This window comes from Mycobacterium sp. IDUB_17, from assembly GCF_055419465.1.
Map to the genome: position 1 here is coordinate 650,920 of NZ_JBVAXS010000004.1, position 13,193 is coordinate 664,112.

The window sequence follows — 13,193 nt, forward strand, 5'->3', positions numbered from 1 at the left end:
ACGAAATTTGTCCAGCGTCACAGCTGGACCGAATCACGTTGTCCGCCAATGCTATTAACAAACAGGGCGACACGACGACGCCGCGAGGAGGCCGTCCGGCCACTCGCGCCATCGTCCGTCTGTCATCGGCTACCGATAGTCGATGACGATCCGACCGTCGATCTGCCCACGTTCCATCCGGTCGAATACGTCGTTGATCTGATCGAGTGAGGTTGTCTCCACGATCGGATGGATCAGGCCGCGGTGGTAGAAGTCGAGGGCTTCCACCATGTCTTGCCGCGAACCCACGATCGAGCCGCGGATCGTCAGCCCTTTGAGCACGATGTCGAAGATCGGTGCCGGGAAGTCTCCCGGCGGCAGCCCGACGAACACGATCGTGCCACCGCGGCGGGCCAGCCCGATGGCCTGGCCGAACGCCTGCGGATGGACCGCCGTCACCAGCACGCCGTGCACGCCGCCGGTGGCTTTCTGCACCTCGGCCACGGCGTCGGACGTCCGGGCGTTCACCGTCACCTCCGCGCCGAGGCGACCGGCCAGTTCCAGCTTGGCGTCGTCGATGTCGATCGCGACCACCCGCAGACCCATCGCGCGGGCATACTGCACCGCGACGTGCCCCAGTCCCCCGACCCCGGAGATCGCCACCCATTGGCCGGGCCGGGTGTCGGTCACCTTCAGGCCCTTGTAGACCGTCACCCCGGCACACAGGACGGGCGCCACCTCGACCGGGTCGGCGCCGTCCGGGATCCGGGCGGCGTAGGCGGCGTTGACCAACATGTAGGAGCCGAAGCTGCCGTCGACGCTGTAGCCGCCGTTGCGCTGCTGCTCACACAGCGTCTCCCAGCCGGTGCGGCAGTACTCACAGGTACCGCAGGCCGACCACAGCCAGGCGTTGCCGACCTTGTCGCCGACCTTCAGGTCGGCCACACCGGGCCCCAGCGCCACCACGGTGCCGTAGCCTTCGTGGCCCGGTACGAACGGCGGGCTCGGCTTCACCGGCCAATCGCCGTGTGCGGCATGGAGGTCGGTGTGACACACGCCGGAGGTCTCCAGCTTGACCAATGCCTCACCCGGTCCGGGCGTCGGCAGGTCGAGCTCGGAAACCTGCAGCGGTGCACCGAATTCGGTGACCACCGCCGCGCGCATCCGGCCGGCACTGTTGGCGCCGACGCTGTCGTCGAGAGTCTGGGTCATGAGTCGGTCCCATCGTTGAAAGGTGTTGCTGGCAGCCGTTTTTTGTTGTTATTCGGTTATCCGATCCGCTGGCAGCACCGGCACGTACCGGCGCTGCCAGCGCGGCAGCATGACGACCTTTCCGGGCCGGACCCGTCGACCTGACGGCCTAGAAGAAGCCCTGGGCCTTGTTGGCGTAGCTCACCAGCAGGTTCTTGGTCTGCTGGTAGTGGTCGAGCATCATCTTGTGGTTCTCCCGGCCGATACCGGACTGCTTGTAGCCGCCGAACGCCGCATGCGCGGGGTAGGCGTGGTAGCAGTTGGTCCACACCCGGCCGGCCTTGATGTCCCGGCCGGCCCGGTAGGCGGTGTTGCCGTTGCGGCTCCACACGCCGGCACCCAGGCCGTAGAGGGTGTCGTTGGCGATCGAGATGGCGTCGTCGTAGTCCTTGAACGAGGTCACCGCAACGACCGGACCGAAGATCTCCTCCTGGAACAGGCGCATCTTGTTGTGCCCGGTGAAGATCGTCGGCGCCACATAGAAACCGCCGTTGAGGTCGCCACCCAGATCGGCCCGCTCACCACCGGTGATCAGCTGGGCGCCTTCGGTTTTCCCGATCTCGATGTAGGACAGGATCTTCTCCAGCTGATCGTTGGAGGCCTGCGCGCCGATCATCGTCTCGGTGTCCAGCGGGTCACCCTGACGCACCGCCTTGGTGCGGATGGCGGCCAATTCGAGGAACTCGTCGTAGATGTCGGCCTGGATCAGCGACCGCGACGGGCAGGTGCACACTTCACCCTGGTTCAGGGCGAACATGGTGAACCCTTCCAGGGCCTTGTCCTGGAAATCGTCGGCAGCGGCCAACACATCGGAGAAGAAGATGTTCGGGCTCTTGCCACCCAGCTCGAGCGTCACCGGGATCAGGTTCTGGCTGGCGTACTGCATGATCAGCCGGCCCGTGGTGGTCTCACCGGTGAAGGCGATCTTGGCGATCCGGTTGCTCGAAGCCAGCGGCTTGCCGCACTCGACACCGAAGCCGTTGACGACGTTGATCACACCGGCGGGCAACAGGTCACCGATCAACGACATCAGGTAGAGCACCGAAACCGGGGTCTGCTCAGCAGGTTTGAGCACCACCGCGTTGCCGGCGGCCAGCGCCGGGGCCAACTTCCACACCGCCATGAGGATCGGGAAGTTCCAGGGGATGATCTGGCCGACCACGCCGAGCGGCTCGTGGAAGTGGTAGGCGACGGTGTCCTCGTCGATCTGCGAGAGCGAGCCTTCCTGGGCGCGCAGCACACCCGCGAAGTACCGGAAGTGGTCGACCGCCAGCGGGATGTCGGCGTTCAGCGTCTCGCGGATCGGCTTGCCGTTGTCCCACGACTCGGCCAGAGCGATGGATTCGAGGTTCTCCTCGATCCGGTCGGCGATCTTGTTGAGGACGACGGCACGCTCGGCCGGCGAGGTCTTGCCCCATGCCGGCGCGGCGGCGTGGGCGGCGTCCAGCGCCTTCTCGACGTCGGCCGCAGAAGAGCGGGCCACCTCGCAGAACACCTGACCGGTGACCGGCGTCGGGTTCTCGAAGTAGCGGCCCTCGGCGGGTGCGACCCACTCGCCACCGATGTAGTTGTCGTAGCGGGCCTCGAACGACATCAGGGCGCCTTCGGCGCCCGGACGTGCATAAACAGTCATGGCAATCTCCTGCATCGGACACCAGATGTGTCGGTCATCACTAAAGGTAGTCAGCAGTAGGTTGCAGCACAGTTGCACTGATCAAAAGCAACGTTGCACACGTCGGCGGGCCGACAATTCAGCACGTCCGTGGACCGGATCAGGCCAGTTCGGAGTCGATTCCCGCCAGGTGACCGCGGGCCTGCGCCCGCGCCAGCGGGTCGGCCTCGGCATGGTCGTGCAGCACCCGCCAACCCTGCCGGTCGTCACGGCCGTCGGGCAGCCCCAACCAGCGCCGCAGCAGGCTCAGGCTGCCCCCGGCCAGCACCGCTTCGCGCAGGCTGGCGCTCAGCTCGGTGCGCAGCCGCGCGATGGCAGGTGAGACCGATTGCGGCAACAGCGCCCCGGTGTACGCGTCCAGGGCGGCCGAGACGTTCCCGGCCTCCAGCGCGTCGAAAACGTCGCCCATGTCGCTGGCCACCGGGGCCATCAGCCGGTACGGCCGCGACTCGAGGTAGCTGCTGCCGATGACCCGGCGCAGCCGTGACACCTCGGCCCGCACGGTGACCACATCGAGGTCCTTGTCGTCGAGCAGCATGGCCAGGTGATCGGCGCTGAGCCCCTCGGGGTGCCGGATCAGCAGGACCAGAATGTCGGCGTGCCGCCCGGTCAGCCCGCTGGATTCGGGCCGGCCCGCCGCGTCGGTCACCTGCCAGCGCGGGCGGTCGGCGCCCAGCACCGTCAACCGTGCCCCCTCGGGGGCGGCCGGTGCGACGGGCCCGGTCAGCCGCAGCAGGGCCAGCTGGTTCTCGACCGCGACGGCGGTAGCCCTGACCAGCGCCAATGTCTGCGGCGTCGCGACCGCGGACCCGCCGGTCAGGTCGATGGCGCCCAGCAGCACCCCGGTCGCCGGGTCGTGGACGGGCACCGCGGTGCAACTCCACGAGTGCACGGTGCGGGAAAAGTGTTCGGACCCGAGGATCTGCAGTTCACGGTCCAGCGCCAGCGCGGTGCCCGGCGCGTTGGTCCCGGCCGCCCGCTCGCTCCAGTCCGAGCCGGGCACGAAGTTCATCGCCTCGGCCTTGCGGCGTACGCCCGGATCTCCCTCGACCCACAGCAGGGTGCCGTCGGCCGCGGTGATCGCCACCACCACCCCGGCACCGACGGCGTCGTCGACCAGCAGGCGACGGATCAGCGGCAGGGTGGGCGCGAGCGGATGCGTGTTGCGCAATTCGGTCAGTGCCGCCGCCGCGGCGGCCGCCCGGGTGCCCAGATCGGGGTCGACGCCAGTGGCCAGGCTGCGTTGCCAGCTCTCCATGATGACGCGGCGCACCGGGGTGGAATCCAGGGAATCCGCGTCCACCTGGCCCTCGATGAACAGGTCATGGATAGCGCGCACCTTCGCGGGCAGTGCCCGGGCAGACATCCGGCCTCCCGCGTTCCTCGATGCGGCCACGGCGATCATCTCTCCCGGCGTCGGGCCATTGACATGGCATTCACGCGTAACCGCCAGGATAGTTGACCAGCCCGACCTGTGATGGATACCACCGGTAGGTCCACCAGCAGAAATCGGGGAATCCACCCCGCTACCCGTATAGTTGGGGCACGGCGGCTTGTCTGTTCTGCCTTTGCCGCCTTCTCGATCGTCACACCGAGCGCCGCGAGATATCACTCGCGCCGGGCAGGACGACCGCCCTCTATTTTCGGAGCTTTCATTTTGTCTGTCCAAGAAACCCCTGGCACCGCTGTGCCCACATTCGCCGAACTCGGCCTGCCCGCCGAGATCGTCGCGACCCTGGCCTCGAGCGGGGTCCAGACCCCGTTCCCGATCCAGGCCGCGACCCTGCCTGATTCACTCAAAGGCCGTGACGTCCTCGGCCGCGGCCGGACCGGCTCCGGCAAGACCTACGCGTTCCTGTTGCCCCTGGTGGCACGGTTGGCGACCAGCGGCACCCGCCGGGCACCGAACCGGCCTCGCGCGCTGATCCTGGCTCCCACCCGCGAACTGGTCACCCAGATCGAAGCCTCGCTGGCCCCGCTGGCCAAGGCCACCGGTCTGCGGTCGGTCAACATCTTCGGTGGCGTGGGCGCCAACCCGCAGATCTCCGCGCTGCGGGGCGGCGTGGACATCGTGATCGCCTGCCCGGGCCGGCTCGAAGACCACATGCGGTCCGGCCACGCCGACCTGTCCGCGGTCGAGATCACCGTGCTCGACGAGGCCGACCACATGGCCGACCTCGGCTTCCTGCCCGGCGTGAAGCGACTGCTGGACCGCACCCCGAAAAACTGCCAGCGCCTGCTGTTCTCGGCCACCCTCGATGCCGGGGTCGACGTGCTGGTCAAGCGCTACCTGCACGACCCCGTGGTGCACAGTGTCGATTCGGCACAGTCACCGGTGACCGCGATGGTGCACCACGTGCTGCACGTGGACAACGCCGCACGGGTCAACGTGGTTGCCGATCTGGCTGCCGCCCCGGGCCGCACCATCGTCTTCGCCCGCACCAAGCACGGCGCGAAAAACCTGACCCGTCAGCTCAATTCGCGTGGCGTGTCGGCAGTTGAGCTGCACGGCAACCTGTCTCAGAATGCCCGCACCCGCAACCTGACGGCGTTCTCCGACGGATCGGCGGCAGTTCTGGTGGCCACCGACATCGCCGCCCGCGGCATCCACGTCGATGACGTCAGCCTCGTGGTGCACGCCGACCCGCCGGTCGAGCACAAGGCTTACCTGCACCGGTCCGGTCGCACGGCCCGCGCCGGGAACGAGGGCACCGTGGTGACCCTCATGCACGACGCGCAGGTTTCCGATGTACGCACCCTGACCAAAAAGGCCGGGGTCAAGCCCACGATCACCCGCGTGAACAGCACCGATCATCCGGTGCTTCGCGAGATCGCCCCCGGCGACCGCGTTTTCGGTGACCCGATCCGTCCCGAGCCGGTCGCCCAGGCCGCTCCGGCGCCGCGGCGCCAGGGCAACAGGTCCGGACAGCCGGGCAAGACGGGTCAGCAGCAGCGCCGCAGCCGCCCCAACGGTTCCGCTTCCCGCAATGGCGGTGCCCCGTCGGCGCGGTCCGGGTCCGGTGCCGGGTCCGGTGCCGGCGGACAGCAGCGCGGTGGCGGACCCCGGCGTCCCCGTCGCGACTCGGGCTCGAGTCGCTAGCCCGAACCAGACGAAAGTGTGCGGCCCCGCCCGGTCCTCTCCACCGGGCGGGGCCGCACATGTCTTCTGGGGTGGCCGGCCTCAGGCTCCCCACGCGTTGGCCGCACTGCGGTCGGTCGCGGCCACGTCGTCGGCACCGTCACGCACCGCATTGCCCAGGGAGAACAGGATCTCGTTGAGTGCCGCAGCCGCCCGGTTCCACCGGGCCTGCTCAACCGCATAGGCCTGCGCCGCCTCACGGGTCCAGACCTGCTGCAGAGGCGCGATCTGCGAGCGCAATTCGTCGAGGGCGGCGTTGAACCGGCTCGAGGTGGTGTGGATCTCCTGGCGCACCGAGTACTCGATCTCGCCGAAGTCGTAGGACAGCACGTGATCCATCGTCGACGCCGATCAGATTCCGTCGCCGATGGTGCCGAGCCGCTGGGCGTGTGCGTCGGCGGCGCCGCGCAACGCGCGCTCATTGGTCCTGATGGTCTCGGCGATGCGGCCCAGTGTGGAGTACAGGGTCAGCGATTCGCCGTTCCAGCGGTCAACGACGTCGCGAAAGCGCACAGCAGCCACCCCGCCCCATACCGACGGTGGCACACTGCCCATCTTCCCGATGAACGTCTGCAGCATGGCCCGGACGTCGTCGTTGAGGACGTCGATCCGGCCGGCAACTCTCGTCATTACCTCGAAGTCGGTGCCCAACGGCCCCGTCAGTCCTGGTGACATGTTCCCTGCCCCTCCGGTCTTGTCTTGCGGGATATAACAATTCGACGCAGCACGGGCCGGTTCGGTTCCACCCGATTTCTAGAACGCCGCGTGCGCCGAACGGACGGCTGCCTCGCACGCCGGCCGCACGGCCTCGGCCTGCCCCGGTGCACTCTGGCACCCGATCGCGATCCGTACCCCACCGTCGACGAACACCGCCCACCGGATCTCCCGGCCGTCACGGATCTCTCGGTAGCTGACCGCCGGACGCGCCGCGACGACCGCTGACGGATCGAAGTCGACGAAGATCCCTGCAGGCTGCTCCTGCAGAGCCCGCTGCAGAGTGTCCGCCACCGCGCCGTCCCCGATGCCGGACTGGGTCAGGTGAATCATCAGCTGCGGGTCGGTCGGCGAAACCACCTGAACCCGAGCCGATCCCGGCCCATCGGTGACCCGCTGTACATCCCATCCGGTGGGGATCTGCACGCCAACCCGGCCCTCGGCGAGGACCGTCAACGCCACGTCGTCCGCCGGCCCGCCGCGAGCGACGAACGAGATTGCGCCCAGCACCGCCGCCAGAACCGCTGCCGCGCCGATCGCGACCCGGCCCGGCCGCACCCGCGTGCCGACCGAAACGGCGGCGGCCGGGGGATCCGGGACGACGAGGGCGTCACGCCACGTCCGGCTGTCGGCCAGGGTGACCAACGCACCGCGACGGCGTAGTCCGGACATCACCGCGTTACCCAATGTCACCGCTCCGGCGACATCCACCGGTGCATCGACGGCAACCTCAACCGATGCCCCGGCGATCGCAATCACTGCGCGTACCACCGCCTCCGGATCCACGTCACCCTCGGCGTGGCGGGCGAGTGTCACGCCTCCGGCAGGGGCGCCCGACACCACGATGACCTCGTCGGCGATCTCCACGACGACCCAAGATGCACCTGTCAGCGTCGCGCTCACGGCCTGAACCCGCTGCATCACAACAACTTCTGCACCGGAAGCGGCGGCAGCCCCCCGCACCCGGTCACAACGATCGGCGGTCCACCAGGTCGGGCACACCAGGGTGAGGTTCCGCGCCCCCGCCGCTGCGGCGGCAAGCACATCGGCCCACAGATCCGACACCGCAACCGGTTCGTCGTCCACCAGGGTGATCTCGTCGTCGACGGCGGCCACTGCGACCCCGGCCAGGTCCGAGCGCGGCCCGGGTCCGCGCACGGTCACCGGACCCACCTCGACGATGGTCGATGTCACCACGCGTCCGCCGCGCCGGACAGCACGACCTGCACCAGCTGGTCGGGTGCCCCACGGGTGATCAGAGTGCCCCGCCCGGGCGGAAGTCGAACCGGGCGTACCGATCCCAGCAGCACGCCGTCGTCCGGGTTCGCACTCATCATCAGGCCCATGCAGCCGAGGTCCTTCACGGCGGCCAGGACCGGATCGAACATCGCCCGCGCTGCGCCGCCGGAACGCCGGGCCAGCAGTAGGTGCAGTCCGAGGTCTCGGGCATGGGGCAGGTAAGGCAACAGCGGCGAAAGCGGATTCGTCGCGCCACCGGCCACCAGGTCGTAGTCGTCGACCACGACGTAGAGTTCCGGGCCGCTCCACCACGAACGGTCGCGGAGCTGCCGCTGCGTGACCTCGGGACCGGGCAACCGAGCGCGCAGTGTCTCAAGGACTCTCGGCAGCGCGGCGTCCAGCGCCCCTGTCGAGGGCGCGTACCCGGCCAGATGCTCCGATTCGACGACTCCCAGCAGGGCGCGCCGGAAGTCCACGATGAGCACTTGCACGCATGACGGATCGTTACCGGCGACCAGATCGCTGCACAGGGTGCGCAGCGCCGTGGACTTGCCGCAGCCGGTGTCACCGAGGATCAGTAGATCCGGCTGGGCGGCGAAATCGACCAACACCGGTGCCAGTTCGCGTTCACCGAGGCCCAGCAGTACGTCGGTCGCGGCCCGGGCCCGCGGGGCCCGGGCCAGCTCGTGCCCGCGCACGCATGCGGGCAACAGCCGGACCGCCGGCGCTCGGGCATCCCCGTACTGGATGCGCAGGGTGTCCCCGATCCTTGCCAGCGCCGTGCCGATCCCGCTATCGCTCGGGGTGCCATCCAACCGGGGCAGTGCGATCAACAGCTCGCGCCCCTCACGGGTCAGACCCCGCCCCGGTGCCTGCTGGGCAAGTTGCCTGGCGCGTTTGCGATCCATCTCGGATTCGGCCGGATCACCGAGCCGCAACTCGATGCGGGTTCCGAGCTGGTCCTTGAGCGCCGGCCGGAACTCCGCCCACCGCGACGCCGTCGCGACCACATGGACACCGAGCGAAAGCCCCTGCACCGCAAGGGCGGTGATCGAAGGCTCCAGAGATTCGAATTCTCCGCGGAATGTCGACCAGCCGTCGATGATCAGGAACACATCGCCGAACGGATCGTCGATGTCCCCCGCACGACGACGTTCCCGGTATTCGGCCACGGAACCGATGCCGAGGGCGGTGAAACGTGCGTCGCGGGCGTTGACCAGGGCATGCAACTCGGCCACGGTGCGCCGGACCAGGTCGGTGTCAGCGCGGCCGGCGACCACGCCGACATGCGGCAGCACCTGTAGTGCGCTCAACGCTCCGCCGCCGAAGTCCAGACAGTAGATCGTCACGTCGCGGGGATGATGCGTGGCAGCCAGTGCCACCGCCAAAGTCTTGGCAGCCGTGGTCTTTCCAGACTGGGGACCGCCCACGATCGCCACGTTGCCCTGAGCGGCGCCCAGGACGAGCATCAGTCGATCCCGACGCTGCTCGAACGGACAGTCGACAAGCCCGATCGCTACCGCCAGCGGCGCGGAATCGGACAACAACACGTCGCTGAGCGGGACGGCCGGCGGCAGCGGCGGCAGCCATACCCGATGTGCCGGGGTGCCGTACCCGGCCAGCCGGCCGACAACCTCGTGCAGCACAGTGGTGGTGGCCGGTGCGGCCGGGCGGCGATCGGTCTCCACACCGACCCCGGTGAATCGTCGCGGCCGCAGCTCCTCCTGCGTAATGCGCGGCAGCCGCTCCGGCACTGGGCACGCAGCTGAGACGAATGCGGTCTGAAACCTGATGATCTCGCCGGACGGAGTCTTGAGATAGGCCGCGCCCGGGGTGCTGGGCAGCTCGTATGCATCGGCTATACCGAGCACTGATCGGGATTCGCTGGGCGAGAACGTCTTGAGGCACACCCGATACGACAGGTGGCTCTCCAGTCCGCGCAGTCTGCCCTCGTCGAGGCGCTGGCTGGCCAACAGCAGGTGCATGCCCAGTGATCGCCCGAGCCGGCCGATCGCCACGAACAATTCGGCGAAATCCGGGTGCTGCTGCAGCAGTTCGGAGAACTCGTCCACCACGATCAGCAGGGCCGGCAACGCAGGCAGATCGCCCCGGCACCGGTACTCGGCGATGCCGGCCAGATTCCCGGCCGCCCGGAGCAACTCCTGACGACGGGTCATCTCCCCGGCCAGCGCATCGGCCATCCTGGCCACCAGCGGCGCCTCCTCAGCGAGGTTGGTGATCAGCGCGCTGATGTGATGCGCCTTGTGCAGGCCGAGAAATGTTGCCCCGCCTTTGAAGTCGACGAGGACCAGGTTGAGCGCCTCGGGCGGATGCGTGGCGATCAGGCCCAGCACCAACGTACGCAGGAACTCCGATTTCCCTGACCCGGTCGCCCCGACGCACAACCCATGCGGTCCCATCCCGTCATGCGCGGCCTCCTTGAGGTCGAGGTGCAGCGGGGTGCCGTCGGCACACCGGCCGACCGGAACCCGAAGGAACCGCTGCGGATCCGCTGCCGACCAGGTGTCGAGCGGATCCAACGCGGCCGGATCGTCGATACCGATCAGCGCCGGCCAGCCGCAGTCATCGGGTTCTCGCGCCGGACGGTAGCGCGCCAGCCTGCGGGCACAGGTGATGGCCTGCTCCTGGCTCATCTGGTCGGGTTGCATCGGGGCACCACCGCAGCGCACCACCTCAGGGCCCAGGTCCAGATGCAGATCGGCTCCGGTTGTGTCGATGTCACCCGGACCGGCAACGACCAGCAGCGTGACAGCGGCGCCGGGCACAGGTAGTGCGGCAGAAGCAGAGTCGACGATGACCACGGTGTGCATCGGAGGCGTCGCGGTCGGCAACTCTGCCAGAGTGCGCAACCGCAACGCGGTGACCCCGCCACGGCCATCGGGAGTCCCATGGTGGGCAAGCCATTTCAGCCACTCCCAGTGACGCCCGGTCGACCCGTCGACGACGGCGGCGATGCGGACATGTCGCGGGCTGTGTGCCGTGGCCAGCTGGCAGATCATGGCACGCAGCAACGCTCGGGCCGCATCGGCCGGCCCACCCACAGTCACATGGTCGAGCCCGCCCAGGTTCAGCGTCAGCGGCACGTCGGCCACCGTCGACCGACGCCGGATCAGTTGCGCCAGCGCCGATGCCGTCACCGGATCAACATCGCGTCCCTGGCCGGTGTCGCCGGCGACCAGCCGCGTGGACAGTGGTCGCTCCCCCACTCCGATCCGCACCTCACAGAAGTCGGGGTCACCGGGGCGGAGCTTCCACATCTGCGCGCTACCGGCAAGTGTCCACAATCGTGCGGGTGCGGGATGTTCCGCGTGCAGCCCCAACCACTGCGAGCGGCCCGTTTCACCGGTCGCGGCGTCGATCCCGTCGAGATAGCGCAGGTACTCGCAGCGGTCCCGGTGGAGCTGCTGAGCCCGGCCGTTGCTCTTCAAACTGTAAGCGGCCGTGCCGATCGCCGACATCGCCATCATGATCGGGAACATCGTCGACGCCGGGCCGCGGGTGGCAGCCGCGCCCGAGGTGACGTACACCGCGATCATGCCGATCATCGCCACCACAAGCACCAGCGGCAACAACCTGGTCAGCGAGCCGCCCGGGATATGGCGAGGCAGTGCGGGCGGCGCATCGATCACCATCTCCCCGGGCGGCGGCTCCGCAGTCGGGAGCCCACGGGTGACGTGTGGTGTACGGAGGGTTTCCATCGACATTTGGACGCACGCCGAGCCCTTCGGGTTCCCGTTCCGCAGCGGAATTTTGGTGCGCGGGGGTGCATGACGGGTCGGCTAGCGTGACATGTGTCGGCGTCTACCGGGGGGTGATGCGATGCCGGATTCCTTACGCCATGTATCGGTTCACTGCGGACCGCCGACCGAGGTGGGACACGGTGCCACGGTCGATCTGTCCTTGCCCGCTGCGATGACCGTGGGCGAGTTGTTGCCGTGGATCATCGATGCGCTCGGCGCCGGGGACGGCACACCACGCCGGTGGCAGCTCGCCCACCTCGGTGGTCGCGGCCTGGATGAGTCGGCAACCCTGGTGCAGAACGATATTCGTGACGGCGATCTCCTGATCCTGACCCGGTCCTGTGATCGGCCGACACCCGAGCGGGCGCTGATGGACGCGCTGACGGTCGACTCGCCCGATGACGGCATCCCCACCGGACTGCGGGTCGCCGCCTGCTTGTGGGCCTGCGCGCTGGGCCTGGTGGCATTGGCGTGGGCCGGGCTGGGCAGTGCCGGATGGGACCGCATCGCCGCCGCCGGAGCGGTGGCTGTCACCGTCACCGCTGTCGCAGTGTCCGCGCCGCGTCTGGGTCTGGGTCCGACCGTGATCGCCACTCTCAACGTCGCCGCCGTGGCATTCGCGGGGGTTCTCGGATTCCTGGTGGTTCCGGCCGGACCCGCACCGGCGAACTTCTTCCTGGCCGTGACCGCGACGGGCTCGTTGGGCGCGGTGCTGATCCGGGCATCCGGGTGCGGCAGACAGGTCCTGCTCGCGATCGTGACCGTTGCCGGGGTGCTGGCCGTGGCGACCGGGTTCTCAGTGCTGTGGCCTTTGGCCACACCGGCATTGGGAGCGGTGGTGAGCGCGGTCGGGATGGCATTGCTACCGCTGACCCCCCGGTTGTCCATCGCTCTGGCAGGCCTGACACCTGCGGTACCGGGGTATCCCGATAGCGACGAAGAGATTCTGGACGACAACGCATTCGACGCCGACACACGTGCGCTTCTCGGGCATCAGAACCTGGTCGGCCTGGTGGCCGGTGGTGCGGTCGCGGCCGCACTGGGAACCGCAGTACTCGCCCTCGCCGGTCTTCGACAGGTCACGGTCATCGAGGTCGCATTTGCCGCCGCCGTCGGGGTGGCGCTGCTGTTCCGCTCACGTACCTACGCACCCGGACGCTGCCGGACCGTTCCCGCCGTCTGTGGATTTCTCTCGCTCACAGCGACTTTCATCCTCGTGGTGGCATGGAATCCCGCGCACGGCAGCTGGACCGGCATCCTCGCCGTGGGGACCGGGATCGCCGTGATCTGGCCGGTCACCGTCCAGAGTCCGGTGGCGGCGCGGCTCGCCGACGCCATCGAGTACCTCGCGCTGGCCGCCGTGGTGCCGCTGGCATGTTGGCTCGCCGGTGCCTTCGATCTGTTTCGGGACCTGGGACTGCGGTGAACCGGTCAGGCC

Annotated in this window: 9 protein-coding genes; 2 read left to right on the forward strand and 7 right to left on the reverse strand. The window is 68.5% G+C overall.

Features of this window, described 5'->3' with window-relative positions:
• Positions 1–129: 129 nt before the first annotated feature.
• From adhP to ACZYZ7_RS20730, 3 genes are all read right to left on the reverse strand, one after another.
• Positions 130–1,191: an alcohol dehydrogenase AdhP gene (gene adhP, locus ACZYZ7_RS20720; protein WP_286174681.1), complete on the reverse strand. Its 1,062-nt coding sequence runs from the start codon at positions 1,189–1,191 to the stop codon at positions 130–132.
• A 148-nt stretch (positions 1,192–1,339) separates the two neighbouring features.
• Positions 1,340–2,863: an aldehyde dehydrogenase gene (gene adh, locus ACZYZ7_RS20725; RefSeq protein WP_463741694.1), complete on the reverse strand. Its 1,524-nt coding sequence runs from the start codon at positions 2,861–2,863 to the stop codon at positions 1,340–1,342.
• Between the two features lie 139 nt (positions 2,864–3,002).
• Positions 3,003–4,307, reverse strand: a complete 1,305-nt coding sequence (locus ACZYZ7_RS20730) for a GAF domain-containing protein (RefSeq protein WP_463741695.1) — start codon at positions 4,305–4,307, stop codon at positions 3,003–3,005.
• Positions 4,308–4,589: 282 nt separating this feature from the next.
• Here ACZYZ7_RS20730 and ACZYZ7_RS20735 point away from each other — a divergent pair, with 282 nt between their 5' ends.
• The gene (locus ACZYZ7_RS20735; protein WP_463741718.1) at positions 4,590–6,002 is read left to right on the forward strand and encodes a DEAD/DEAH box helicase; all 1,413 of its coding nucleotides are present in this window, start codon (positions 4,590–4,592) and stop codon (positions 6,000–6,002) included.
• A gap of 81 nt (positions 6,003–6,083) precedes the next feature.
• On the opposite strand, the gene ACZYZ7_RS20740 is transcribed toward ACZYZ7_RS20735, so the two are convergent.
• The 4 genes from ACZYZ7_RS20740 to eccCa all read right to left on the reverse strand — a co-directional run bounded on the left by ACZYZ7_RS20740 (position 6,084) and on the right by eccCa (position 11,719).
• A complete protein-coding gene (locus ACZYZ7_RS20740) occupies positions 6,084–6,380 on the reverse strand; it encodes a WXG100 family type VII secretion target (protein ID WP_463741696.1) in 297 nt (98 codons plus the stop codon).
• 12 nt (positions 6,381–6,392) lie between these two features.
• Positions 6,393–6,716, reverse strand: a complete 324-nt coding sequence (locus tag ACZYZ7_RS20745) for a WXG100 family type VII secretion target (protein WP_450070476.1) — start codon at positions 6,714–6,716, stop codon at positions 6,393–6,395.
• A 78-nt stretch (positions 6,717–6,794) separates the two neighbouring features.
• The gene (locus ACZYZ7_RS20750; protein WP_450070477.1) at positions 6,795–7,949 is read right to left on the reverse strand and encodes a type VII secretion-associated protein; all 1,155 of its coding nucleotides are present in this window, start codon (positions 7,947–7,949) and stop codon (positions 6,795–6,797) included.
• Positions 7,946–11,719 (reverse strand): type VII secretion protein EccCa, encoded by a 3,774-nt coding sequence (eccCa, locus tag ACZYZ7_RS20755; protein WP_450070478.1) that lies wholly within the window; start codon positions 11,717–11,719, stop codon positions 7,946–7,948. Before eccCa ends, ACZYZ7_RS20750 begins: the two co-directional genes overlap by 4 nt.
• A 115-nt stretch (positions 11,720–11,834) precedes the next feature.
• On the opposite strand from eccCa, the gene eccD reads away from it, so the two are divergent.
• Positions 11,835–13,181: a type VII secretion integral membrane protein EccD gene (eccD, locus tag ACZYZ7_RS20760; RefSeq protein ID WP_450070479.1), complete on the forward strand. Its 1,347-nt coding sequence runs from the start codon at positions 11,835–11,837 to the stop codon at positions 13,179–13,181.
• Positions 13,182–13,193: the final 12 nt, after the last annotated feature.